The organism is Streptomyces sp. NPDC048671, assembly GCF_055587045.1.
Map to the genome: position 1 here is coordinate 251,744 of NZ_JBVJHB010000013.1, position 22,934 is coordinate 274,677.

At 72.3% G+C, this 22,934-nt stretch carries 25 protein-coding genes; 21 read left to right on the top strand and 4 right to left on the bottom strand.

Translation table 11 applies throughout. The features are described from left to right. Positions 1–103: 103 nt before the first annotated feature. Positions 104–1,657 (bottom strand): FMN-binding glutamate synthase family protein, encoded by a 1,554-nt coding sequence (locus ACZ6S6_RS26795; protein WP_469707137.1) that lies wholly within the window; start codon positions 1,655–1,657, stop codon positions 104–106. Between the two features lie 313 nt (positions 1,658–1,970). On the opposite strand from ACZ6S6_RS26795, the gene glmS reads away from it, so the two are divergent. From glmS to ACZ6S6_RS26835, 8 genes are all read left to right on the top strand, one after another. Next, positions 1,971–3,818, top strand: a complete 1,848-nt coding sequence (glmS, locus tag ACZ6S6_RS26800; protein ID WP_469707138.1) for a glutamine--fructose-6-phosphate transaminase (isomerizing) — start codon at positions 1,971–1,973, stop codon at positions 3,816–3,818. Positions 3,819–3,883: 65 nt separating this feature from the next. Continuing rightward, entirely contained in the window at positions 3,884–4,252 is a 369-nt protein-coding gene (locus ACZ6S6_RS26805) for a holo-ACP synthase (protein ID WP_362964981.1), read from the top strand. A gap of 74 nt (positions 4,253–4,326) precedes the next feature. Beyond that, complete coding sequence (locus ACZ6S6_RS26810; RefSeq protein WP_469707139.1) at positions 4,327–5,802, top strand: NAD(P)H-hydrate dehydratase; 1,476 nt, start codon at positions 4,327–4,329, stop codon at positions 5,800–5,802. Positions 5,803–5,855: 53 nt separating this feature from the next. Continuing rightward, on the top strand, positions 5,856–6,254 hold the full coding sequence (locus ACZ6S6_RS26815) for a DUF488 domain-containing protein (RefSeq protein WP_469707140.1): 399 nt from the start codon (positions 5,856–5,858) through the stop codon (positions 6,252–6,254). Between the two features lie 76 nt (positions 6,255–6,330). Continuing rightward, positions 6,331–7,497, top strand: a complete 1,167-nt coding sequence (gene alr, locus ACZ6S6_RS26820; RefSeq protein WP_362964949.1) for an alanine racemase — start codon at positions 6,331–6,333, stop codon at positions 7,495–7,497. A gap of 218 nt (positions 7,498–7,715) precedes the next feature. Next, positions 7,716–8,966: an alpha/beta fold hydrolase gene (locus tag ACZ6S6_RS26825; RefSeq protein WP_362964951.1), complete on the top strand. Its 1,251-nt coding sequence runs from the start codon at positions 7,716–7,718 to the stop codon at positions 8,964–8,966. Then, on the top strand, positions 8,935–9,513 hold the full coding sequence (tsaE, locus tag ACZ6S6_RS26830; protein ID WP_469707141.1) for a tRNA (adenosine(37)-N6)-threonylcarbamoyltransferase complex ATPase subunit type 1 TsaE: 579 nt from the start codon (positions 8,935–8,937) through the stop codon (positions 9,511–9,513). Before ACZ6S6_RS26825 ends, tsaE begins: the two co-directional genes overlap by 32 nt. Positions 9,514–9,697: 184 nt before the next feature. Further along, entirely contained in the window at positions 9,698–9,874 is a 177-nt protein-coding gene (locus ACZ6S6_RS26835) for a hypothetical protein (RefSeq protein WP_469707142.1), read from the top strand. 166 nt (positions 9,875–10,040) lie between these two features. Here ACZ6S6_RS26835 and ACZ6S6_RS26840 read toward each other — a convergent pair whose 3' ends face one another. Further along, a complete protein-coding gene (locus ACZ6S6_RS26840; RefSeq protein WP_362964957.1) occupies positions 10,041–10,586 on the bottom strand; it encodes a hypothetical protein in 546 nt (181 codons plus the stop codon). Positions 10,587–10,773: 187 nt separating this feature from the next. Here ACZ6S6_RS26840 and tsaB point away from each other — a divergent pair, with 187 nt between their 5' ends. Genes tsaB through ACZ6S6_RS26860 form a run of 4 tightly spaced genes read left to right on the top strand, consistent with a single transcriptional unit; the run spans position 10,774 to position 13,323 of the window. Further along, positions 10,774–11,421 (top strand): tRNA (adenosine(37)-N6)-threonylcarbamoyltransferase complex dimerization subunit type 1 TsaB, encoded by a 648-nt coding sequence (tsaB, locus tag ACZ6S6_RS26845; RefSeq protein WP_469707151.1) that lies wholly within the window; start codon positions 10,774–10,776, stop codon positions 11,419–11,421. Further along, the gene (gene rimI, locus ACZ6S6_RS26850) at positions 11,418–11,939 is read left to right on the top strand and encodes a ribosomal protein S18-alanine N-acetyltransferase (RefSeq protein ID WP_362964959.1); all 522 of its coding nucleotides are present in this window, start codon (positions 11,418–11,420) and stop codon (positions 11,937–11,939) included. The genes tsaB and rimI overlap by 4 nt, the downstream gene beginning before the upstream one ends. Beyond that, the gene (tsaD, locus tag ACZ6S6_RS26855) at positions 11,939–13,048 is read left to right on the top strand and encodes a tRNA (adenosine(37)-N6)-threonylcarbamoyltransferase complex transferase subunit TsaD (RefSeq protein WP_469707143.1); all 1,110 of its coding nucleotides are present in this window, start codon (positions 11,939–11,941) and stop codon (positions 13,046–13,048) included. The genes rimI and tsaD overlap by 1 nt, the downstream gene beginning before the upstream one ends. After that, positions 13,045–13,323: a hypothetical protein gene (locus tag ACZ6S6_RS26860; RefSeq protein ID WP_362964962.1), complete on the top strand. Its 279-nt coding sequence runs from the start codon at positions 13,045–13,047 to the stop codon at positions 13,321–13,323. The genes tsaD and ACZ6S6_RS26860 overlap by 4 nt, the downstream gene beginning before the upstream one ends. On the opposite strand, the gene ACZ6S6_RS26865 is transcribed toward ACZ6S6_RS26860, so the two are convergent. Next, positions 13,268–13,975 (bottom strand): TetR/AcrR family transcriptional regulator, encoded by a 708-nt coding sequence (locus ACZ6S6_RS26865; protein ID WP_469707144.1) that lies wholly within the window; start codon positions 13,973–13,975, stop codon positions 13,268–13,270. The two genes, ACZ6S6_RS26860 and ACZ6S6_RS26865, sit on opposite strands and share 56 nt — an antisense overlap. Before the next feature lie 183 nt (positions 13,976–14,158). Here ACZ6S6_RS26865 and ACZ6S6_RS26870 point away from each other — a divergent pair, with 183 nt between their 5' ends. The 5 genes from ACZ6S6_RS26870 to ACZ6S6_RS26890 all read left to right on the top strand — a co-directional run bounded on the left by ACZ6S6_RS26870 (position 14,159) and on the right by ACZ6S6_RS26890 (position 17,503). After that, positions 14,159–15,583 (top strand): MFS transporter, encoded by a 1,425-nt coding sequence (locus ACZ6S6_RS26870; protein WP_469707152.1) that lies wholly within the window; start codon positions 14,159–14,161, stop codon positions 15,581–15,583. Between the two features lie 57 nt (positions 15,584–15,640). Next, positions 15,641–15,796, top strand: a complete 156-nt coding sequence (locus ACZ6S6_RS26875) for a hypothetical protein (RefSeq protein ID WP_469707145.1) — start codon at positions 15,641–15,643, stop codon at positions 15,794–15,796. A gap of 86 nt (positions 15,797–15,882) precedes the next feature. Next, on the top strand, positions 15,883–16,353 hold the full coding sequence (locus tag ACZ6S6_RS26880; protein ID WP_362964968.1) for a VOC family protein: 471 nt from the start codon (positions 15,883–15,885) through the stop codon (positions 16,351–16,353). Positions 16,354–16,419: 66 nt separating this feature from the next. After that, the gene (locus ACZ6S6_RS26885) at positions 16,420–17,085 is read left to right on the top strand and encodes a hypothetical protein (protein WP_362964971.1); all 666 of its coding nucleotides are present in this window, start codon (positions 16,420–16,422) and stop codon (positions 17,083–17,085) included. Positions 17,086–17,137: 52 nt separating this feature from the next. Then, on the top strand, positions 17,138–17,503 hold the full coding sequence (locus ACZ6S6_RS26890; RefSeq protein ID WP_362964973.1) for a hypothetical protein: 366 nt from the start codon (positions 17,138–17,140) through the stop codon (positions 17,501–17,503). Between the two features lie 26 nt (positions 17,504–17,529). Here the strand turns inward: ACZ6S6_RS26890 and ACZ6S6_RS26895 are convergent, their stop codons facing one another. Further along, positions 17,530–18,786: a THUMP-like domain-containing protein gene (locus tag ACZ6S6_RS26895; RefSeq protein WP_469707146.1), complete on the bottom strand. Its 1,257-nt coding sequence runs from the start codon at positions 18,784–18,786 to the stop codon at positions 17,530–17,532. A gap of 115 nt (positions 18,787–18,901) precedes the next feature. Here ACZ6S6_RS26895 and ACZ6S6_RS26900 point away from each other — a divergent pair, with 115 nt between their 5' ends. From ACZ6S6_RS26900 to groL, 4 genes are all read left to right on the top strand, one after another. Beyond that, the gene (locus ACZ6S6_RS26900; protein WP_469707147.1) at positions 18,902–19,972 is read left to right on the top strand and encodes a polysaccharide deacetylase family protein; all 1,071 of its coding nucleotides are present in this window, start codon (positions 18,902–18,904) and stop codon (positions 19,970–19,972) included. Beyond that, positions 19,969–20,328, top strand: a complete 360-nt coding sequence (locus ACZ6S6_RS26905) for a hypothetical protein (RefSeq protein ID WP_362964985.1) — start codon at positions 19,969–19,971, stop codon at positions 20,326–20,328. Before ACZ6S6_RS26900 ends, ACZ6S6_RS26905 begins: the two co-directional genes overlap by 4 nt. A 149-nt stretch (positions 20,329–20,477) precedes the next feature. Then, positions 20,478–20,786 (top strand): co-chaperone GroES, encoded by a 309-nt coding sequence (gene groES / locus ACZ6S6_RS26910; protein WP_024490209.1) that lies wholly within the window; start codon positions 20,478–20,480, stop codon positions 20,784–20,786. 102 nt (positions 20,787–20,888) lie between these two features. Beyond that, positions 20,889–22,511, top strand: coding sequence for a chaperonin GroEL (gene groL, locus ACZ6S6_RS26915; protein WP_362964979.1), 1,623 nt, complete (start codon positions 20,889–20,891; stop codon positions 22,509–22,511). Positions 22,512–22,934 lie beyond the last annotated feature (423 nt).

The following is a 22,934-nucleotide window of genomic DNA, read 5'->3' on the forward strand; positions in this document are numbered from 1 at the left end:
GGTTCAAAGTATGAGTCGTTCCTACTTCACCGCTCCGGCCTCGGGAACGGCATCGACCCCGGCATCGCCCCCTCAGGAGCTGTTCAGGTCCACCGCCGGCGTCTCAGGCGGCCGGTCCCTGCTCGAAGGCCGACTTCGACCGGGTGGCGAGCAACGCGGTGATCTCTTCGGCGACCTGCGGGCCCAGCTCGCCCCAGCCGTCCTTGTAGCCGTAGACACCGGACAGGGTGCGGGCGTCGTAGTCGCCGTTCAGGATCTCGATGTCGTCGGCCGTGATGAAGGCCGGGTGGGCGACGCCGACGGCCGCCGAGACCTTCATCAGCTCCATACGCAGGGTGCGCAGGTAGGCGGCGGCACGGGTGGCCTTCGAGGTCGGGTCCAGGCCACGGGCCAGGCGCGGGTTCTGGGTGGCGATGCCGGTGGGGCACTTGTCGGTGTGACACCTCTGCGACTGGATACAGCCGATCGACAGCATCGCCTCACGCGCCACGTTGATCATGTCGGCGCCCAGGGCGAAGGCGACCACGGCGTTCTCGGGGAGGCCGAGCTTGCCGGAGGCGATGAAGGTCAGGTCGTCGGTCAGCCCCAGCTCGGCGAAGGTGCCGTAGACCCGGGAGAAGCCCATCCGGAACGGCAGTGACACCGAGTCCGCGAAGATCAACGGCGCCGCCCCCGTGCCGCCCTCGCCGCCGTCGACGGTCACGAAGTCGACGCCACGGTCGCCACGCGCCATCAGCGTGGCCAGCTCCTGCCAGAACCCCATCTCTCCCACCGCGCTCTTGACCCCGACCGGCAGACCGGTCTCGGTGGCGAGCAGTTCGACGAAGTCGAGCATCGAGTCGACATCGCTGAACGCGGTGTGCCGCGACGGGGAGGCGCAGTCCTCGCCGAGCGGGATGCCACGGATCTCGGCGATCTCCGGGGTCACCTTCGCGCCCGGCAGCAACCCGCCCAGCCCCGGCTTGGCGCCCTGGGAGAGCTTGATCTCTATCGCCTTGACCGGGGCGCCGGCGACCACGTCCAAGAGCTTGTCGATGTTGAAGCTGCCGTCCTCGTTGCGGCAGCCGAAGTAGCTCGTACCGAGCTGAAGTATGAGGTCGCCGCCGTTGCGGTGGTACGGCGAGAGGCCGCCCTCGCCCGTGTTGTGCATCGTGCCCGCCAGCGCCGCCCCCTTGTTGAGAGCGGTGATCGCCGCACCGGAGAGCGATCCGAAGCTCATCGCCGAGATGTTCACCACGCTCGCCGGCCGGAACGCCTTGGCGCGCCCGCGCGGTCCGCCCAGCACCTTGGCCGACGGCAGCAGGGCCTGCGGGTCGTGCACGTCGGGGAGCAGGTCTCCGGCGAACGTGCGCTGCTTCACGTACGCGTGCCCCTGCACGTGCTCGATGTCGTTGTCGGTTCCGAACCCGAAGTAGTTGTTCTCGCCCTTCGCCGACGCGTAGATCCAGGTGCGCTGGTCACGGCTGAACGGGCGCTCCTCGTCGTTGGAGGTCACGATGTACTGCCGCAGCTCCGGCCCGATCGTCTCCAGCAGGTACCGGGCGTGCCCGACCACCGGGAAGTTCCGGAGCAGTGCGTGCTTCTTCTGGATGAGGTCGCGGGCGCCCACCAGCGCCAATGCTGTCGCGGTGGCGGCAACGATGTTCCGGGCACGCATGAACGTTCCTCTCCTCGATGCTCGACTCCACCGCCATGGGGTGGCCGTCGTCGTGTCGCTGTTGGGCGGCGGGCACGACCAAACGGGCGTCGGCATCCGCCGGAGAACACCGGCATTGATATTAGAAGCCCGCGCACGTAGGCACGGGATCAGGGTCTCGGGTGGGGCCGGACCGGCGCGGTCCTCCGGGGCGGCGGCGTGCGGCGCCGGGCCGTGGCGCCGCATTTCCCGGCCGACGCCGTCCTCCCTGACACCCCCCGCACCTTCTGCGAATATGCGAAGAACATGGGCAGGTGACCACGGAGGGACTGGTATGTGCGGAATCGTCGGATACGTCGGTGGGCAGTCGGCGCAGGACGTCGTCGTCGCGGGCCTCAAGCGTCTGGAGTACCGGGGGTACGACTCCGCCGGGATCGCCGTCCTCGCCGATGGCGGGCTGGCCGCCGCGAAGCGGGCCGGGAAGCTGGTCAATCTGGAGAAACTGCTGGTCGAGCGGCCGCTGCCGACCGGAAACGCCGGGATCGGCCACACCCGCTGGGCCACCCACGGCGGGCCCACCGACGCCAACGCCCACCCGCACCTCGACAACGCCGGACGCGTCGCCGTCGTCCACAACGGGATCATCGAGAACTTCGCCGCCCTGCGCTCCGAGCTGACCGGGCGCGGCCATGACCTGATCTCCGAGACCGACACCGAGGTCGTCGCCCACCTTCTCGCCGAGGCGTACTCCGGCGGTGCCGACCCGGCCGAGGCGATGCGGCAGGTCTGCCGGCGGCTCGAAGGGGCGTTCACCCTCGTCGCCGTGTTCGCGGACGCGCCCGACGTGGTGGTCGGGGCCCGGCGGAACTCGCCGCTCGTGGTGGGCGTGGGGGAGGGCGAGGCGTTCCTCGCCTCCGACGTCGCCGCGTTCATCGCGCACACCCGGTCCGCGATCGAGCTGGGCCAGGACCAGGTGGTGGAGCTGCGCCGGGAGGGGGTGCTCGTCACGGGGTTCGACGGGCGGCCCGCCGAGGTGCTTCCGTACCACGTGGACTGGGACGCGTCCGCCGCCGAGAAGGGCGGCTACCCCTCCTTCATGCTCAAGGAGATCGCCGAGCAGCCGAAGGCCGTCACCGACACCCTCCTCGGCCGGATCGACCCGGAGGGGACGCTCCACCTCGACGAGGTGCGGATCACCCGGGCGGAGCTCCGCGAGGTCGACAAGGTGGTGATCGTCGCCTGCGGGACCGCGTTCCATGCCGGGATGATCGCCAAGTACGCCATCGAGCACTGGACCCGCATCCCCTGCGAGACCGAGCTGGCCAGCGAGTTCCGCTACCGGGACCCGATCCTGGACCAGCGCACCCTCGTCATCGCGATCTCGCAGTCCGGCGAGACGATGGACACCCTGATGGCGCTGCGGCACGCCCGCGAGCAGGGCGCGAAGGTCCTCGCCATCTGCAACACCAACGGGTCCACCATCCCGCGCGAGTCCGACGCCGTCCTCTACACGCACGCCGGTCCCGAGGTCGCCGTCGCCTCGACCAAGGCGTTCCTGACCCAGCTCGTCGCCTGCTACCTCGTCGCCCTGTACCTCGGCCAGGTCCGCGGGACCAAGTGGGGCGACGAGATCCGTACCGTCATCCGCCAGCTCTCCGAGATCTCCGGCGAGGTCCAGCGGGTCCTGGAGACCATGGAGCCGGTGCGCGCGCTGGCCCGCTCCCTTGCGTGCCACGACACCGTGCTGTTCCTCGGCCGGCACGTCGGCTACCCGGTCGCCCTGGAAGGCGCGTTGAAGCTCAAGGAACTCGCGTACATGCACGCCGAGGGGTTCGCCGCCGGTGAGCTCAAGCACGGGCCGATCGCCCTGATCGAGGAGGGTCTCCCGGTCGTCGTGGTGGTGCCGTCGCCGCGCGGGCGCTCCGTGCTGCACGGCAAGATCGTGTCGAACATCCAGGAGATCCGGGCCCGCGGCGCGCTCACCGTCGTTATCGCCGAGGAGGGCGACGAGGCGGTCGTCCCGTACGCCGACCACCTCATCCGGATTCCCGCAACGCCTACGCTGCTTCAGCCGCTGGTCGCGACCGTGCCCTTGCAGGTCTTCGCCTGCGAGCTGGCCACGGCCCGCGGCAACGAGGTGGACCAGCCGCGCAACCTGGCGAAGTCCGTCACCGTGGAATGAATAATGGGATGAACAATGGAACGGACCGTGGAATGAAGTGAGTGGGCAGTTGTGAGGGGACGTACGTGATCATCGGGGTGGGGATCGACGTGGCGGAGATCGAACGGTTCGACGCGGCGCTGGAACGTACGCCGCAGCTGGCCCAACGCCTCTTCCTGGAGAGCGAGTTGCTGCTGCCCAGCGGAGAGCGGCGCGGGATCGCCTCGCTGGCCGCCCGGTTCGCCGCCAAGGAGGCCCTGGCCAAGGCGCTCGGCGCGCCCGGCGGGCTGCTGTGGACGGACGCCGAGGTGTACGTCGAGGAGAGCGGGCAGCCCCGGCTGCGGGTGAGCGGCACGGTCGCCGCGCGCGCCGCCGAACTGGGTGTGCGGCAGTGGCATGTGTCGCTCAGCCATGACGCGGGGATCGCGTCGGCCGTGGTGATCGCGGAGGGGTGAGCGCGGGGCCCGATCCGGCCTTCGGCCCGTCCGTCCGCGTGCCGAAGGCGGCTGCCTCTGCGTACGTTGGAGCCATGCGTACTGCGTACAGCGTCTCGACCGTACGGGCCGCCGAACAGGCCCTCATGGCACGACTCCCGGAGGGCGCGCTGATGCAGCGCGCCGCCGCCGGGCTCGCCACCGCGTGCATCGATCTGCTGCGGCGCGGCGGCCGGGTCTACGGGTCCCGCGTCGTCCTCCTCGTCGGCAGCGGCGACAACGGCGGCGACGCCCTGTACGCGGGCGCCCGGCTCGCCCGGCGCGGCGCCGGTGTGCTGGCCGTACGGGTCTCGCCCGGCCGGGCCCACGAGGGCGGGAGCGCGGCGCTGCGCGCGGCGGGCGGACGGGTGGTGGACGCCGACGCGGGCCCGGCGGAGGGCCGGCACCGCGACTGGGGGCGCCGGGTCGACCTCGTCGTCGACGGCATCACCGGCATCGGCGGGCGCGGCGGACTGCGCCCGGCGGCGGCCGCGCTGGTGGCGCAGTACGCGGCACACGGGGCGCCCGTCGTCGCCGTCGACCTGCCGAGCGGCGTCGAGGCCGACACCGGTGAGGTGCGGGGCGACGCGGTCCGCGCCGACGCGACCGTCACCTTCGGGGCGTACAAGCCGGGTCTCCTTATCGACCCGGCCGCCGAACGGGCTGGGGCGCTGCACCTCGTCGACATCGGGCTGGGCGCCGAACTGCCGGACGTGCCCGAACTGGAGGCGCTCCAGTACGCGGACGTGGCCGCGCTGCTACCCGTACCGGGCGCCGAGAGCGACAAGTACCGGCGCGGCGTCGTCGGCATCGTCGCCGGGTCGGCCCGCTATCCGGGCGCCGCGGTGCTGGCCGTCTCCGGGGCGCTGCGCGGCGGGGCCGGTGCGGTGCGGTACGTCGGACCGGGGGCGGACGCGGTCATCGCGCGGCACCCGGAGACCCTGGTCCACGCGGGCCCGCCGTCGAAGGCCGGGCGGGTGCAGGCCTGGGTCGTCGGGCCGGGGCTCGGCGACGGCACGGACGCCGTCGAGGCGGTCTCCGACGTGCTGGCCGCGGTCGTCCCGGTGCTGGTCGACGCGGACGGGCTGCGGCTGCTGGACGCAGCCGCCGTACGGGCGCGCACCGCCCCCACCGTCCTCACCCCGCACGCCGGGGAGGCCGCCGCGCTGCTCGGCGTCCCCCGCGAGGAGGTCGAGGCGGGGCGGCTCGACGCCGTACGCGAACTCGCCTCCCGCTTCCGCGCGACGGTCCTGCTCAAGGGCTCGACGACGCTGGTCGCCACCGACACCCCGCGCACCCCCGTGCGGGTCAACCCGACCGGCACCTCCTGGCTGGCCACCGCGGGCAGCGGTGACGTGCTCTCCGGCCTGACCGGCTCGCTGCTCGCCGCCGGCCTCGCCCCGCGCGACGCCGCGTCCGTCGGCGCCCACCTCCACGGCCTCGCGGCCCGGCACGCATCGGACGGCTCGCCGGTCGCCGCGCAGGACGTCGCGGAGGCGATCCGGGCGGCCTGGCGGGACGTACGGGCCTGAGTGATGCTGGGAGGCGGAGACGGGGGACAGCGGCAGCGAAGGAGTGAGCGGTCGTGGGCAGCAACGGTGATGGTGACGGTGACGTGCGCGTACGCCGGGTGTACGACGCGCAGGAGGACGACGACGGCACCCGCGTCCTGATCGACCGGCTCTGGCCGCGCGGGGTCGCCAAGGAGCGCGCCGCGATCGACAAGTGGCTCAAGGACCTCACCCCGTCGAAGGAGCTGCGCTCCTGGTACCACGAGGACCGCTCCGGCACCCGTTACGACGACTTCGTCGACCGCTACCGCGCCGAACTGGCCGATCCCGCGCACACCGCCGCCGTCGGCGAGCTCGTCGCACTGGTCCGCGACGGCGGCCCGGTGACGCTGGTCACGGCCGTCAAGGACGTCCCGCACAGCCATGTACCGGTCCTCGTCGACCACCTGGAACACGAGCTGCACCACGGCTGACGGGAGCGGAGGCGCGCGCCCTGCCGCGACCGGCGCCCGGAGGGCCGGGCCGTACAGCTCTGAGACACTGGGCGCGATGAACGAGACAGCGTCCTTGAGAGCCCGTGCCGAGATCGACCTCGCCGCACTCCGCGCCAACGTGCGCGTTCTGCGTGCCCGAGCGTCCGGCGCGCAGCTCATGGCCGTCGTCAAATCCGACGCCTACGGACACGGCGCGGTGCCCTGTGCCCGTGCCGCGCTGGAAGCGGGCGCCACCTGGCTGGGCACCGCCACCCCGCAGGAGGCGCTCGCCCTGCGCGCGGCGGGGCTCGGCGGCCGGGTGATGTGCTGGCTGTGGACGCCGGGCGGGCCCTGGCGCGAGGCGATCGAGGCCGATGTCGACGTCTCGGTGAGCGGTATGTGGGCGCTGCGCGAGGTCACCGCGGCGGCCACGGAGGCGGGCCGCCCCGCCCGTATCCAGCTCAAGGCCGACACCGGCCTCGGGCGCAACGGCTGCCAGCCCGCCGACTGGCCCGAGCTCGTCGCCGCCGCCCGTACCGCCGAGGAGGCGGGCACCGTCCGGATCACCGGCCTCTGGTCCCACTTCGCCTGCGCGGACGAGCCCGGACACCCCTCCATCGCCGCCCAGCTGGACGCGTTCCGCGACATGGTGGCGTACGCCGAGAAGGCCGGTGCCGAGCCCGAGGTCCGGCACATCGCCAACTCCCCGGCGACGCTGACCGTCCCCGAGTCGCACTTCGACCTGGTGCGGACCGGGATCGCCATGTACGGCATCTCGCCCAGCCCGGAGCTGGGCACCCCGGCCGGCTTCGGACTGCGTCCGGTGATGACGCTCGCCGCGTCGGTCGCCCTGGTCAAGCAGGTGCCGGCCGGGCACGGCATCAGCTACGGGCACCACTACACGACGTCCAGGGAGACCACGCTCGGCCTGGTGCCGATCGGGTACGCGGACGGCATCCCGCGCCATGCGTCGGGCCGTGGCCCGGTCCTGGTCGGCGGCGTCCGGCGGACGGTCGCGGGCCGGGTGGCCATGGACCAGTTCGTCGTCGACCTCGACGGGGACGTGGTCGAGGAGGGCAGCGACGCCGTGCTGTTCGGCCCGGGGGACCGGGGCGAGCCGAGCGCCGAGGACTGGGCGCGGGCGGCGGACACGATCGCGTACGAGATCGTCACCCGGATCGGCGGCCGGGTGCCGCGCGTCTACCGGGACGGGACGGCGGACGGCAAGTCGGCCGGGTCCTGAACGAGGAAGCGTTCCTGACCGGGCACGATCTGAGCATGATCGGAAGACCGGATCGGACCGGATCGGACCGGATCGGATTGGGCTGGATTGGATTGGACTGGACTGGACTGGACTGGACGGATCGGATCAGATGGATCGGATCGGACCGGTTCTGACCCGTTCCGACCTGTTCGATCAGCCCTGACCTGACGGACACGACCCACGAGGAGCGCGGCACGGTGAGCGAGATCAGCGCGGGGGACGCGATGGCGACGGCCGCTTCGACGGTCGGCTGGCGCCGGGCGGGGATCGCCGGGGCCGCCATAGGCGTGATCGCGGCGGGCGCGGCCGCCGGTGTCGCGGTCGAGCGGCTGACGGTCGGCCGCGGGATGCGGAAACGGGCCAGGCTGGCGCTGGACGCCACCGGCCCGTACGGCTCGCTGCGCGGGCTGCCGGGCCGGGCCGCGGCCGACGACGGCACCGAGCTGTACTACGAGATCGACGAGGTCGAACCCGGCGGCGGCACCGGCACGGGCGGTACGCCCCCCGGAACCGCGGCCGGTCCGCGCAGGCGCCGGCTCTTCGGGCGCAAGGCCCCCGCCCCCGTCACGGTCGTCTTCAGCCACGGCTACTGCCTCAGCCAGGACTCCTGGCACTTCCAGCGCGCGGCCCTGCGCGGCCTGGTGCGCACGGTCCACTGGGACCAGCGCAGCCACGGCCGCTCGGAGCGCGGCCGGGCGCAGGCGCAGGGCGTCCACGTCGGCATCGACCAGCTCGGCCGCGACCTCAAGGCCGTGATCGACGCGGCCGCGCCCGAGGGCCCGCTGGTGCTGGTCGGGCACTCCATGGGCGGCATGACGATGATGTCGCTCGCCGACCAGTACCCGGCCCTGTTCCGCGACCGGGTCGCCGCCGTCGCCTTCGTCGGCACGTCGAGCGGGAAGCTCGGCGAGGTCAGCTTCGGGCTGCCGGTGGCGGGCGTGAACGCGGTACGGCGGGTACTGCCCGGGGTGCTGAAGGTGCTCGGCTCGCAGACGGAGCTGGTGGAGCGGGGCAGGCGGGCGACCGCGGATCTGTTCGCGGGACTGATCAAGCGGTACTCGTTCGGTTCGCGGGACGTCGACCCGGCGGTCGAGCGGTTCGCCGAGCGGCTCATCGAGTCCACGCCGATCGATGTGGTCGCGGAGTTCTACCCGGCCTTCACCGAGTACGACAAGACCGCCGCGCTGCCCCTGTTCCGCGAGGTCCCGGTGCTGATCCTGGCGGGCGACAAGGACCTGGTGACGCCCAGCTCGCACAGCGAGGCGATCGCGGACCAGCTGCCCGACGCGGAGCTGGTCATCGTTCCGGACGCCGGGCATCTGGTGATGCTGGAGCACCCGGAGACGGTGACGGACCGGCTGGCCGACCTGTTGGTGCGGGCGGGAGCCGTACCGGAATCGCCTAACGTTGGCGGGCATGGAAGCACCGCAGAACAGCCCGGCGGCTGAGGTCGCCGAGGGCGCCGGGCCGGGCACCGTCACCGTGAACCTGGCCGTCGAGTCCCCCGAACAGATGCAGGCCCTGGGCCGCCGGCTCGCCGGTGTGCTGCGCCCCGGCGACCTCGTGATGCTCACCGGCGAGCTCGGCGCCGGGAAGACCACCCTGACCCGCGGCCTCGGCGAGGGCCTGGGGGTGCGCGGCGCCGTCACGTCCCCCACGTTCGTGATCGCCCGCGTCCACCCGGCGCTCGGCGACGGCCCGGCGCTCGTCCACGTCGACGCGTACCGCCTGGGCGGCGGGCTCGACGAGATGGAGGACCTGGACCTCGATGTGTCGCTGCCGGAATCGGTGGTGGTCGTCGAGTGGGGCGACGGCAAGGTCGAGGAGCTGGCGGACGACCGGCTGCGGGTGCTCATCGACCGCGCGGTCGGTGACACGGACGACGAGCGGCGCGCGGTGACGCTGGTGGGCGTGGGCGCGCGCTGGGCGGGACTGCGGCTCGCGCCGTGGGCGCCGTGGGTGGTGGACGAGGACAACGGGCCTGGTGAGGCCTGAGAGGCGTCGGGTGATCTTCGAGTGATCTCCGGGTGATCTCTGGGTGATCTCTGGGTCCGCGCCCGCTTTCCGACACGGTGTCGGCAAATTGTTGCGCGCGGTGGGGCGGGCGTGGTGACATGGAGGGCGAGAGCAGGTTAGGTCTGCCTAACCCTGCCTTCCACCGGAGCCCCAGGAGGCGTCCATGCCGACATCCGAGCACGAAGTGCGGAAGCCGCCGCGGGTGGTATCGATGCGGGATCTGCTGGCCGCGGGGGCGGCGGCGATCGCGGTGTCCACGCCGCCGGGCGTGGTGCGGCCGGGTGCGGCCGTGGCCGCCGCGCCGCGAGAGGGCGCGCCCTCGGCCCCTGACCGCGCCTGACGCCCATCAAGCCCGTCCGGCACTTTCAGCCCGTCCGGCGTTTGAGGACGGAACCCCGGGCCTGTGTCGCCCGAGCTCAAAGACGTCCTCAATCGCCGGACGGGCTGATTTGGCCGAGCTCAAAGACGTCCTCAATCGCCGGACGGGCTGATTTGCCCGGACCGGCCTACGGGATCACGACCACCTTCGCGCCGACCGTGGCGAACGTCCACACCGCGTTGCCGTCCGCACGGGACATCCGTACGCCGCCCGCCTTCAGCGTCGGGTCCGGGCTCTCCATCGAGCCGTCCTGCGCGGCGCTGAAGCCGATGGCCACGTCGTCGGTCGCCGCGAACCGCACCACGTGCTCGATCGGTACCCCGTCGGAGCCGGTGACGGTGCCGGAGCGCGAGGTGACCTGGTACGTCCCCGGAAGCGCGCTCACCGCGCTCGGCATCACCTTGAAGGTCCGCGTCGGCTTGTCCTTCGCGTCGACCAGCCACACCCGCCGGTCGCCCAGCGCGTACACCACCCGCGTCCCCGTGCCCGAGGAGGCCGGAACCGCGAGCGGGTCCTTCTTCGGCTTCGGCTTCGGCTTGGCGTGGCCCGTCCCGGAGGGCGTGCCGCTGGAGGACGTCTTCGGCTTGGGGGCGACTGAGTCGGGGGCGTTCGCCGATGCCTGGTACGCCAGGAGACCGACCACGGCTACGGCCGCCGCGGTGAGCGCGGCCACGATTCCTGAGCTGCCCCTTGCCACCGTGCGCGCCTCTTTCGCCGTTGGGTTGTCGTACAAGCGTTTACACGTACTCCGCGTATACCCGGTGACGGTAGCAGCCGAGACCCCCGGTACCGGGACGCCGTACGGGGCGCGGTCGCCCCCCGCGCCGGAGCCGTAGGCTGTTTGCGTGCTCTTGCTCGCTATGGATACCGCCACCCCTGCCGTCACCGTCGCCCTGTACGACGGGACCCGTGTCGTCGCCGAGTCCGGTCAGGTCGACGCCCGGAAGCACGGGGAGCTGCTGCTGCCCGCCGTCGACCGCGTCCTCGCCGCCGCCGGGGTGAAACTCGACGCCGTGACGGACGTGGTCGTGGGCGTCGGCCCCGGCCCGTACACCGGGCTGCGGGTCGGCCTGGTGACGGCCGCGACGTTCGGGTCGGCGCTGTCCGTGCCCGTGCATGGACTGTGCACCCTGGACGGACTCGCGTACGCCGCCGGACAGGCCGGCCTGGAGGGGCCGTTCGCCGTCGCGACGGACGCCCGCCGCAAGGAGGTCTACTGGGCGCGGTACGAGGACCCCCGCACCCGGACCGGTGAACCCGCCGTCGACCGGCCCGCCGACATCGCCGCCCAGCTCGCCGGGGTCCCCGTGGTCGGCGCGGGCGCGGTGCTCTACCCCGAGGCGTTCCCGGACGCGCGCGGCCCCGAGCACGTCGCGGCCGGCGCCCTGGCCGCCCTCGCCGCCGAGCGCCTCGCCGCGGGCGCCGGCCTGCTGCCGCCGCAGCCGCTCTACCTCCGCAGGCCCGACGCGCAGGTCCCGAAGAACTACAAGGTGGTCACGCCGAAGTGACCACCGCGACCGCTGTGCTGCGCGAGATGCGCTGGTGGGACATCGACCCCGTGCTCGGCCTCGAACACGAGCTGTTCCCGGACGACGCCTGGTCACCCGGCATGTTCTGGTCCGAGCTGGCGTACGCCCGCGGCCCGCAGGCCACCCGCCGCTACGTGGTCGCCGAGGACCCGGTCACCGGCCGGATCGTCGGGTACGCGGGACTGGCGGCGGCCGGCGACCTCGCCGACGTACAGACGATCGCCGTCTCCCGCGACCACTGGGGCGGCGGCCTCGGCTCCGAGCTGCTGAGCGATCTGCTCAAGCACGCCACGGCCTTCGAGTGCGCCGAGGTGCTCCTTGAGGTCCGGGTCGACAACACCCGGGCGCAGAAGCTGTACGAGCGCTTCGGCTTCGAGCCGATCGGCTTCCGCCGCGGCTACTACCAGCCGGGCAACATCGACGCGCTCGTCATGCGCCTGCACGTACACGAAGAAGAAGACGTACAGGCACCCGTACAAGAGACAGAGACTGACTGATGGCTGACGAACCGCTCGTACTCGGCATCGAGACCTCCTGCGACGAGACCGGCGTCGGCATCGTCCGCGGGACGACGCTGCTCGCCGACGCCGTCGCCTCCAGCGTCGACACGCACGCGCGCTTCGGCGGCGTCGTCCCCGAGATCGCCTCCCGCGCGCATCTGGAGGCGATGGTGCCGACCATCGAGCGCGCCCTGAAGGAGGCCGGGGTCAGCGGCCGCGACCTCGACGGCATCTCCGTCACCGCGGGTCCGGGGCTCGCGGGCGCCCTGCTCGTCGGCGTCTCGGCGGCGAAGGCGTACGCGTACGCGCTGAACAAGCCGCTGTACGGGGTGAACCACCTGGCCTCGCACATCTGCGTCGACCAGCTGGAGCACGGCCCGCTGCCCGAGCCGACGATGGCGCTGCTGGTCAGCGGCGGGCACTCCTCGCTGCTGCTGGCGCCGGACATCACCAACGACGTACGGCCGCTGGGCGCGACCATCGACGACGCGGCGGGCGAGGCCTTCGACAAGATCGCCCGGGTGCTGCACCTCGGCTTCCCCGGCGGCCCGGTCATCGACCGTCTCGCGAAGGAGGGCGATCCGAAGGCCATAGCGTTCCCGCGCGGTCTCAGCGGCTCGCGTGACCCCGCGTACGACTTCTCCTTCTCCGGCCTGAAGACCTCCGTCGCCCGCTGGATCGAGGCGAAGCGCGCGGCCGGCGAGGAGGTGCCGGTACGGGACGTGGCGGCGTCCTTCCAGGAGGCCGTGGTGGACGTGCTCACCCGGAAGGCCGTCCGCGCCTGCAAGGACGAGGGCGTCGACCACCTGATGATCGGCGGCGGAGTCGCGGCCAACTCGCGACTGCGGGCACTCGCCCAGGAGCGCTGCGAGCGGGCCGGCATCCGGCTGCGGGTGCCGCGGCCGGGACTGTGCACCGACAACGGCGCGATGGTCGCGGCACTGGGCGCGGAGATGGTGGCCCGCAACCGGCCGGCCTCCGACCTGGGGCTGTCGGCCGACTCCTCACTGCCGGTGACCGAGACCCACGTACCGGGCAGCGCCCACGGCCATGCCCACACGCACGATCATGTGCACGAGATCAGCAAGGACAACCTCTACTCATGAGCACCGCGACCGTCGCGATGATGTGGGAGGCCCGCGCGACCGAGGGCCGGGGCGCGGAGCTGCTGGCGTGGGCGCGGGCCCGGACGGGCGAGCTGGCGCGGCCGCCGCTGCGCAGCGAGCTGCTGCGCGCCCCGCAGGACCGGGTCCTGGTCATCACCTGGTGGGAGGGCGCGTACGGCGACGAGCTGCCGGAGCTGCCCGAGCCGGACGCGGGGATCGTCACCCGGCCGGTGCACCGCTGGCGCTTCGAGTCCCTCGGGTCAGCAGACCGGTGACGATCGCGTCGAGCTCGTCCACCACGTCGTAGTCGGCGGCGTACGCCCGCCAGTCGTCCTTGATCGCGGTGAGGCGGGGCAGCTCCGCCGCGTCCGCGTCGGTGACCATGTCGGGGAAGTACCGCTTGGGCGGCGGGTGTTCGGCGCGGCGGGTGGCCGCCCTGCGGAAGACCAGGTCGCCGTAGACGTAGCTCCAGATCGTCCGGTAGGCGCGTACCGCCTGCCCGGGGGTCAGGCCGCAGGCGAGCGCGCAGTCGATGATCTCCTCGACCATCCACAGCGCGTTCCGGTCGGTCAGCTCGCCCAGCGCCAGGATGTCGAGCACCCAGGGGAGCTGCCCGATGATCTCGTGCATGTGCGCGGCGACGGCGGTCAGCCGCTCGCGCGGGTCGGCGGGCAGTTCCGGGCGCGGGAAGGCGGCGGCCGTCCCGGACAGGGTGAGCATCAGCAGCTCGTCCTTGTCCTGGACGTAGTGGTAGAGCGCCATCGGGGTGGAGCCGAGCTCCTTCGCCACCCGCCGCATGCTCAGGGCGTCCAGGCCCTCTTCCTCAAGGATGCGGCGCGCGGTGGCGACCATGGCGTCCGGGTCGAGCCTGCGCGGGCGCCCCACGGACCGCTTCGACCCCGGCGGTTTCTTCTCTGTCCCTGACACCCGGCCATTGTCCCCGTTCCGCCCGGCTTCTCTCCCTCCTCCTTCGCCGTGACTCCTTCGCGCCTAATTTCTATACGCGTATAGTAATCATCGACCGAGTGACCGTGAGGGAAGGGGAAGACCGTGAACGACCAGTCACGGCAGACGCGTTGGCTACTGCTGGTAGCTCTCGTCGTGCAGTTCATGGTGGCGTTGGACATGTCCGTGGTGAACGTCGCGCTGCCCGATATGCGCGCCGGTCTCGGCTTCTCGGCCGAGGGGCTCCTGTGGGCCGTGAACGCCTACGCGCTCGCCTTCGGCGGGCTGCTGATGCTCGGCGGACGCCTCGCGGACCTGCTCGGCAGCCGGCCGGTGCTGAGGGGCGGCCTGGCGCTGTTCGGTGCGGCGAGCCTGGCCGGGGGCCTCGCCCAGTCGCCCGGGGCGCTGATCGCCGCGAGGGCGGTGCAGGGCGTGGGCGCGGCGGCGCTCGCCCCGGTGGCCTTCGCGCTGATCGCCATCGCCTTCCCGGCCGGACCGGCGCGCTCCCGCGCCCTGGGGCTCTGGGGCATGGCGGGCGCGGCGGGCGGTGCGGTCGGGGTGCTGGCCGGCGGGGTGCTCACGGACGCGGCGGGCTGGCGTGCGGTGATGCTCGTCAACGTGCCGATCGTGGCCTTCGCACTGATCGCCTCCCTGCGCACCGGACCGGTCTCCGGCCCGGCCCGGACCGGCGCCCGGCTCGATGTGGCCGGGGCGCTGCTGGCCACCGGCGGCACGACGCTGCTGGTCCTCGGCCTGGTGGGGACCTCGGCACACCCCTGGGGCTCGGCCAGGACGCTGACCACGCTCGGGGGCGCGGCCCTGCTGCTGGCCGCCTTCGTCGCCGTCGAGCTGCGGACCGCGTCGCCGCTGCTGCGGCCCGGCCTGCTGCGGGGGCGGCCGGTCCTGACGGCGAACCTGTTCTGCCTGCTGCTCAGCTCGGGGCAGTTCGCCGCGTTCTACTTCGTCTCGCTCTGCCTCCAGCAGGTGTTCGGCTACGGGCCGACGGCGGCCGGAGCCGCCTTCCTGCCGTTCTGTGTGGGCGTCGTCGCCGGCTCGGTGATCGCCACCCGTACGGTCGCGAGGCTCGGCACCCGACGGCTGCTGGCGACCGGCGGCGCCCTCGCCGCGCTCGGCATCGCGGGCTTCGCGGCCACCGCGCGGACGGACGGCACCTTCCTCACCTCGATCCTCGGCCCGTCGCTGGTCGCCGCCGTCGGTATCGGCATGTGCTTCGTACCGCTCGGCACCGCGGCCACGACCGATGTGGTGCCCGGGGAGACCGGAATGGCCTCCGGTCTGCTGAACAGTTCCCGGCAGGTGGGCGGCTCGCTCGGACTCGCGGTCCTGGTGACGGTCGCCGCGCGGGTCACCGGGGGAGCGGCGGGCCGGGACGAGCTGGTCCGAGGCTACGCGGCCGCGTTCTGGGTCGCCGCCGGGCTGCTCGCGCTGGCGGCCCTGGCGGCGCTGGTCCTGCTCCCGAGTGCCTCGGGGGCCGATCCGGGGAGTGTCCCGGTGGCCGGTCCGGAGGATTCTCAGAAGAATTCCGCGGGAGGCGCCGGTCCGGCCGTGGCCCGTTCGACGCAGGGGTGAGAGCCGGGGAACCGGTCGACGCGCCGGCCGCGGACCCCGCCCTCAAGGGCGTACCACTTGCCGCCGGGCGTCCGCGGGGATCTGCTGGTCAGGACGGGGCGTACGGACGAGGCGCGCGCCGAGTCCGTACGGGCGGCGGAGCCGACCCGCGACGAGCGGGAACGGGCGATGCTCCTGGACCGGGCGATGCTCCTTGACCCGGCCGGCCTATGAGCTCGGCCGGGCCGGCCGATGAGTTCCGGGCCCGCGACCGGTCTACCCTGCACGACCGTCCGCACCACCGCGTGAGGAGAGCGACCATGCAGAAGATCACCACGTTCCTGTGGTTTGACCACAACCAGGCCGAGGAGGCCGCCGCGCACTACATCTCGGTCGTCGGCGGCGACTCCGGCGTCGTGGACGTCACCCGCTGGACCGCGGCCGCACCGGGCGAGGCGGGCGCAGTGATGACCGTACGGTTCCGGCTGGCGGGCACCGAGTACATCGCCTTCAACGGCGGCCCCGAGTTCCCGTTCAGCGAGGCGGTCTCCCTCTCCGTCGACTGCGAGTCGCAGGAGGAGGCGGACGCGCTCTGGGACAAGCTCACCGCGGACGGCGGGCAGGAGAGTCAGTGCGGCTGGCTCAAGGACAAATTCGGCGTCTCCTGGCAGATCGTCCCGCCCGGCCTCGGTGAGGCCCTGACCGACCCGGACCAGGACAAGGCGGCCCGCGCGATGAAGGCGATGCTCGGCATGAAGCGGCTCGACGTCGAGGCCCTGCGCAACGCCTGAGCACCGGCCCCGGCGCACGGCGGCGGAAGGCCGTGCGCGCGCCCGGCACTCGGTAGGGTCGCGCGCATGTCCCGCCGTTCAGCGCTGCCCCCGCCACCGCCGCCCGTGGAGATACGCACCTGGCCCGACCGGGGAGCGCTGCTCGCCGACCGGGCCCTGATCCTCGGCGAGTTGGTGAAGACGCACCTGGGGCCGGCGCGGCTCGGGATGCTGTGGCTCTGGGGCGGGCTCGGCGCGCTGGGCTGGTCGCTGGCCGGCGCGGCGCTCATCACCTTCGAGGAGTCGTACGACATCTTCAGCGCCTTCTTCGGCGTGGTCCTCCTCGCCCTGGGCGTGTGCTGCCTGGTGCCGGCCGTCATCCTTGTCGTCGTCGGGCTGCGCCGCGACCGGCAGGTGCGCCGACTGCTCGCGCAATGGGGCGAGTTGGACCGTGACGCGGCGGGTGACCGGGTGCTCCGGCTGCCCGGCACGAGCCTGGTCTGGCTGCTGGGCTCCTTCCTCCTGTGCGCGTTCGGGCTGTACGCCTGCGTCGCCGTTCCGGCCGGCGCGGTCCGGGGCGACGACACCTACGGCCTGATGGCCCTCGTCATGGGCCTCGGGTTCATCGGCTGGCTCATCGGGATCATCGGGGCCACCAAGGCGTTCCTGCACCGGCGTTGGGTGATCCGGGTGCTGATCGGGGCGCCGGCGCCCGCGCCGCTGATCTCCTCCGGCGGCGGGGCGCACCGCTGAATCCGGCCCTATCCTTGGCGCGTACACGAAGGACTCAGGGGGAGGACTGCTCATGCAGTGGTACTGGTGGCTGCTCATCATCTTCTGGACGGGCGGATTCGGCTGGCTCGTCGACAACGGCCGTACAGCGCTGCGTAATCGGCACACGCGCAAGCTGGAGCTGCTGGAGGCCGACCGGCAGGAACGGCTGGCCGTCGAGGCGGCGCACAAGCCGCCGGAGCCGGTCTGCGGTTGCACGCACCACCTCGCCAAGCACGACAAGCAGGGCAAGTGCCATGAGCTGGTCGAGGTGCCGACCGCCTGGGACGAGCAGAAGAAGCCGGTCCGCTTCGAGTCGGGGCAGTGCAACTGCCAGCAGTACGTGGGCCCGCAGCCGCTCTCACAGGTGTACGCCGACGACCTGACCGACCTCGCGTAGGCCCCGGGCCCGGTCGGCTCCCGTCTTCAGCCCCGACCTGCCTCCGGGCCGGTCACGGGGTGGCCGATCAGCATCGTCGGAGCGTCCGCGACCCGGGTCAGGAAGACGGTGGCCCGGTTCGGGCCCTGGAGCTTCATCTTCCGTCGCAGCTCCTCCGGTTCGACCGGTGAGCCGCGCTTCTTGACCGTCAGGACACCGACCTTCCGCTCCCGCAGCAGCGCTTTCAGCCGCTTCATGTTGAACGGGAGCTGATCGGTGATCTCGTACCCGGCCGTGTACGGCGATTCGTACAGCTCGTCGCTCGTGACGTACGCGATCATCCCGTCGATCAGCCGGCCGCCGCACCGGTTCACGATGTCGGCGACCAGATGGGCCCGGATCACCGCGCCGTCCGGCTCGTACAGATAGCGGCCGACCGGTCCGACCGGCGGGGCGGGCAGCACGGCCGGGGCCGACAGGGTGGCTCCGGACGGGAGCAGCGTGGCGCGGTACGCGCCGGCCTCGAAGCCCTCGCCGAACCAGAGCACCGCCTCCTTCACGTCGCCGCCGTCCGAGATCCACTCGGCCTCCGCCTGCGGGCCGATCGCCTCGTGGGGGACTCCCGGGGCGATCTTCAGCGCCGCCCTGGGGGCTTTCAGCGCGGCGGCGGTCGCCCAGGAGAGGGGCGGGGAGTAGGCCTCCGGGTCGAAGATCCGGCCGCGGCCGCCCCGGCGGGCCGGGTCGACGAACACCGCGTCGTACGGCGAGGTGTCGATCTCCGTGACATCGGCGCACCGCACCTCGATCAGCGCGTCCAGGCCGAGCGCGGCGGCATTGGCCCTGGCCACCTCGGCGGTCAGCGGGTCGCGGTCCACGGCGAGGACGGAGATCCCGGCGCGGGCCAGCGCGATGGCGTCCCCGCCGATGCCGCAGCACAGGTCGGCGACGCTGCGCACCCCGGTGCCCGCGAACCGTCCGGCGCGGTGGGCCGCCACCGAGGTGCGGGTCGCCTGCTCCACCCCGTTGGGCGTGAAGAACATCCGGTGCGCGTCCTCCGCGCCGAACTTGGCCTCCGCCCGCTGCCGCAGCCGGGCCTGCCCCAGCGCCGCCGAGACGAGGTCGGCCGGGTGGGTGCGGCGCAGCAGGGTGGCGGTGGCGAGTTCCGTGGCGGGGTCGTACGACCGCAGCCCGGCCAGCAGTCCGGCGCCCTCCGGGGTGCGCAGCGCCAGGAAGCCGGCGAGGGGGTCGGGGGCGTCGGGCGGGCCGGGCGGGCCGGTCGGGGCGAGAGCGTTCACCTGACCCATTGTGAGCCAGCCGGGGGACCGTGCGGGCCCGGCGGCGGTGTCGGCCCGGGAGCCCGATCACGTGCTGGCAGTATGCGGCGCCATGCAGCTTGTACGACAAAAGGAAGAATCAACCATGAAGAGGCGCAGACCGGGACAGGAGGAGCGGGTGCAGGCGGAGCAGGCGCAGATGCGGGCGGAGCCGGTGCGGGTCGGGTCGGGTCGGATCTGGTCGGTGCGGAGGGGGGTGTTGCGGAGCGGGACGGGGCGAGGCCGGGGATACCTGCGGCGCCGGCCCGGTTACGCGGTCCTGGCCGCGCTCCTGGTCGCCGCGGTCGGCTCCGGCTGCGCGGCCGGGACCGACAGCCGCACCGCGACCGGGGCCGGGCAGGGAGCCAAGGCCCTCGCCGGGCAGCCGGGCGGCCCGGCCGGGAACGCGGGGGCGGCGGGCACGCGTGCCGCGCAGGCCGAGAAGGCCCGCCTCGCCCAGGCCGCCCGCGCGGTCGCCGCCAAGAAGTGGGGTCTGGCGAGCACACCGCTGGCCGCGCCCGTCCCGCCCGCCGTGAAGCCGCACATCACCACCCGCAAGGGCTTCGAGGTCGAGGGCGGTGACGACTCGCTGCCGCCGGTCTTCACCACGGTCCCGACCGACAAGAAGATCGTCTTCCTGACGATGGACGACGGGGACGACAAGGACCCCGAGCTGCTGCGGATGATGTCGGACCTGAACATCCCGTACAGCGCGTTCCTCAGCGACTACCTGGTGAGCGACAACTACGGGTACTTCAAGGACGCGCAGTCCCGTGGCGTCACCCTCAACAACCACACGCTCAACCACCGCTATCTGCCCGGCCTCTCCTACGGCGAGCAGAAGCAGGAGATCTGCGACCAGCAGGACATCATCGAGAAGCAGTACGGCGAGCGCCCCCGGCTCTTCCGGCCGCCGTACGGCAACTACAACGGCGACACCCTCCGGATCGCCAAGTCCTGCGGCATCACCGCCGTACCCCTGTGGTCGGAGGAGGCCTTCCCCGACCACATGGAGTGGCGGGAGGAGGACCAGGACCTGCACCCCGGAGACATCATCCTCACGCACTTCCGCGGCAAGAAGGACTGGAAGGGCTCCATGCCCGACCTGGTCCGCGCCGTCATGAAGGTCGTCACGGACAAGGGATACGCCGTGGCCCGGCTGGAGGACTACGTATGAGAAGGGCGCACCGGCTGCTGGCCGGACTGCTGGCCGCCGGTGCGCTCCTGACCGTCACCACCGGCTGCGCGCAGTCGGTGGACCCGATCGAACGGCTGGGCCGCAAGGCCGCGCAGCGGGTGAACCGGCCGCCGAGTCCGGCGGAGGTGCGGCCGGCGGCGGTGCGCGGGGACCACGGGGCACCTGGCTCGATGGTCGTCGTCGCCTGCGGTTGGCCGCAGGAGTCCGGAACGGCCGGGAGGGGCCGGGCGTTCTCCCTGTGGCAGGGCCGGTTCGAGCCGGGTCCGGTCCGTGACGTCGTACGACATGCGCGCCACGAGGGGCGTGAATTGGCACTCCGCTTGACCGAGTGCTAATCGCGGTCATAGTCTCAGTGCTGGCACTCCCCACTGGAGAGTGCCAGCAGTACTGTGCGACCGGCAGGTCCGGCACCCGCGACGACGGGCCCACCTGGTCGCCGACCAAAGACTGTTAACCCCGTGAGATCTCCGAAGGGGGAGACCGGATCGTGTCGACCAGCACCAAGGTTGCGATCAAGCCGCTCGAGGACCGCATTGTGGTCCAGCCGCTCGACGCCGAGCAGACCACGGCCTCCGGCCTGGTCATTCCCGACACCGCCAAGGAGAAGCCCCAGGAGGGCGTCGTCCTGGCCGTGGGACCGGGCCGCTTCGAGAACGGCGAGCGCCTTCCGCTCGACGTCAAGACCGGCGATGTCGTGCTGTACAGCAAGTACGGCGGCACCGAGGTGAAGTACAACGGCGAGGAGTACCTCGTTCTCTCGGCTCGCGACGTGCTCGCGATCATCGAGAAGTAATTCACCCACGTTTGCTTCTGTTCTGCGCCCCTGGCCCCCTGCGAAATAACTAGCCGGGCGGCGAGGGGCGCAGTTCTTGTTTTGAGAGGACAGTTCAGCTCCATGGCGAAGATCCTGAAGTTCGACGAGGACGCCCGTCGCGCCCTCGAGCGCGGCGTCAACAAGCTTGCCGACACGGTGAAGGTGACGATCGGTCCCAAGGGCCGCAACGTCGTCATCGACAAGAAGTTCGGTGCGCCCACCATCACCAACGACGGTGTCACCATCGCGCGCGAGGTCGAGCTGGACGACCCGTACGAGAACCTCGGTGCCCAGCTGGTGAAGGAGGTGGCGACCAAGACCAACGACGTGGCGGGTGACGGTACGACCACCGCCACCGTGCTCGCTCAGGCGCTCGTCCGCGAGGGCCTGCGCAACGTGGCCGCGGGCGCGTCCCCGGCCGCCCTGAAGAAGGGCATCGACGCCGCGGTCAAGGCCGTGTCCGAGGAGCTCCTCGCGACGGCCCGCCCGATCGACGACAAGTCCGACATCGCCGCCGTGGCCGCGCTCTCCGCGCAGGACAGCCAGGTCGGCGACCTCATCGCGGACGCGATGGACAAGGTCGGCAAGGACGGTGTCATCACCGTCGAGGAGTCCAACACCTTCGGTCTGGACCTTGAGTTCACCGAGGGCATGGCCTTCGACAAGGGTTACCTGTCCCCGTACATGGTGACCGACCAGGAGCGTATGGAGGCCGTCCTCGACGACCCGTACATCCTGATCCACCAGGGCAAGATCGGCTCGATCCAGGAGCTGCTGCCGCTCCTGGAGAAGGTCATCCAGGCCGGTGCCTCCAAGCCGCTGCTGATCATCGCCGAGGACGTCGAGGGCGAGGCCCTGTCGACCCTGGTCGTCAACAAGATCCGTGGCACCTTCAACGCTGTCGCGGTGAAGGCCCCGGGCTTCGGTGACCGCCGCAAGGCCATGCTCGGTGACATCGCCACCCTCACCGGTGCGACCGTCATCGCCGAGGAGGTCGGCCTCAAGCTCGACCAGGCCGGTCTGGACGTACTGGGCACCGCCCGTCGCGTCACCGTCTCCAAGGACGACACGACCATCGTCGACGGTGGTGGCAAGTCCGACGAGGTCGCGGGCCGCGTCAACCAGATCAAGGCCGAGATCGAGTCCACGGACTCCGACTGGGACCGCGAGAAGCTCCAGGAGCGCCTGGCGAAGCTGGCCGGCGGTGTCTGCGTGATCCGCGTCGGTGCGGCCACCGAGGTGGAGCTCAAGGAGAAGAAGCACCGTCTGGAGGACGCCATCTCCGCGACCCGCGCCGCGGTCGAGGAGGGCATCGTCTCCGGTGGTGGCTCCGCTCTGGTCCACGCCGTCAAGGTCCTCGAGGGCAATCTCGGCAAGACCGGCGACGAGGCCACCGGTGTCGCGGTCGTGCGCCGCGCCGCCGTCGAGCCGCTCCGCTGGATCGCGGAGAACGCGGGCCTTGAGGGCTACGTCATCACCGCGAAGGTCTCCGAGCTCGACAAGGGTCAGGGCTTCAACGCCGCGACCGGCGAGTACGGCGACCTGGTGAAGGCCGGCGTCATCGACCCGGTCAAGGTCACCCGCTCCGCGCTGGAGAACGCCGCGTCCATCGCGTCGCTGCTGCTCACGACCGAGACCCTGGTCGTCGAGAAGCCGGCCGAGGAAGAGGCCGATGCCGGTCACGGCCACGGTCACTCGCACTAGCGGGTAGCTCTCCGCGCAAGCGGTGAGGCCCGGTACCCCGCAAGGGGTACCGGGCCTTTCGCATGTCCGGCCCCTGCGCGTCCGGCTTCGCCGTGCGTATCCGGGTATATCCAGCCTGGCACGTCAGCTTCGCCGCGCGCATTCGGGCACATCCAGCCTGGCACGTCAGCTTCGCCGCGCGTATCCGGGCACATCCAGCCTGGCACGTCAGCTTCGCCGCGCGTATCCGGGCATATCCAGCCCTGCGCGTTCAGCTTCGCCCTGCGTATCCGGGCATATCCAGCCCCGCCGGCGATTGAGGCGCGGGGGTCCGGGGGCGGAGCACGGGGGGGGGGGGGGGGGGGGGGGGGGGCGGGGGGGGGGCGGGGGCGGGGGGGGGGGGGGGGGGGGGCGGGGGGGGGGGGGGGGGGCGCGGGGGGGGGC

Excerpts from the sequence above, each read along its gene's own strand:
- ACZ6S6_RS26795 (WP_469707137.1), bottom strand. The coding sequence starts at position 1,657 with ATGCGTGCCCGGAACATCGTTGCCGCCACCGCGACAGCATTGGCGCTG.
- glmS (WP_469707138.1), top strand. The coding sequence starts at position 1,971 with ATGTGCGGAATCGTCGGATACGTCGGTGGGCAGTCGGCGCAGGACGTC.
- ACZ6S6_RS26810 (WP_469707139.1), top strand. The coding sequence starts at position 4,327 with ATGCGTACTGCGTACAGCGTCTCGACCGTACGGGCCGCCGAACAGGCC.
- alr (WP_362964949.1), top strand. The coding sequence starts at position 6,331 with ATGAACGAGACAGCGTCCTTGAGAGCCCGTGCCGAGATCGACCTCGCC.
- tsaE (WP_469707141.1), top strand. The coding sequence starts at position 8,935 with ATGGAAGCACCGCAGAACAGCCCGGCGGCTGAGGTCGCCGAGGGCGCC.
- ACZ6S6_RS26835 (WP_469707142.1), top strand. The coding sequence starts at position 9,698 with ATGCCGACATCCGAGCACGAAGTGCGGAAGCCGCCGCGGGTGGTATCG.
- tsaB (WP_469707151.1), top strand. The coding sequence starts at position 10,774 with ATGGATACCGCCACCCCTGCCGTCACCGTCGCCCTGTACGACGGGACC.
- tsaD (WP_469707143.1), top strand. The coding sequence starts at position 11,939 with ATGGCTGACGAACCGCTCGTACTCGGCATCGAGACCTCCTGCGACGAG.
- ACZ6S6_RS26860 (WP_362964962.1), top strand. The coding sequence starts at position 13,045 with ATGAGCACCGCGACCGTCGCGATGATGTGGGAGGCCCGCGCGACCGAG.
- ACZ6S6_RS26870 (WP_469707152.1), top strand. The coding sequence starts at position 14,159 with ATGGTGGCGTTGGACATGTCCGTGGTGAACGTCGCGCTGCCCGATATG.
- ACZ6S6_RS26880 (WP_362964968.1), top strand. The coding sequence starts at position 15,883 with ATGCAGAAGATCACCACGTTCCTGTGGTTTGACCACAACCAGGCCGAG.
- ACZ6S6_RS26885 (WP_362964971.1), top strand. The coding sequence starts at position 16,420 with ATGTCCCGCCGTTCAGCGCTGCCCCCGCCACCGCCGCCCGTGGAGATA.
- ACZ6S6_RS26890 (WP_362964973.1), top strand. The coding sequence starts at position 17,138 with ATGCAGTGGTACTGGTGGCTGCTCATCATCTTCTGGACGGGCGGATTC.
- ACZ6S6_RS26895 (WP_469707146.1), bottom strand. The coding sequence starts at position 18,786 with ATGGGTCAGGTGAACGCTCTCGCCCCGACCGGCCCGCCCGGCCCGCCC.
- ACZ6S6_RS26900 (WP_469707147.1), top strand. The coding sequence starts at position 18,902 with ATGAAGAGGCGCAGACCGGGACAGGAGGAGCGGGTGCAGGCGGAGCAG.
- ACZ6S6_RS26905 (WP_362964985.1), top strand. The coding sequence starts at position 19,969 with ATGAGAAGGGCGCACCGGCTGCTGGCCGGACTGCTGGCCGCCGGTGCG.
- groL (WP_362964979.1), top strand. The coding sequence starts at position 20,889 with ATGGCGAAGATCCTGAAGTTCGACGAGGACGCCCGTCGCGCCCTCGAG.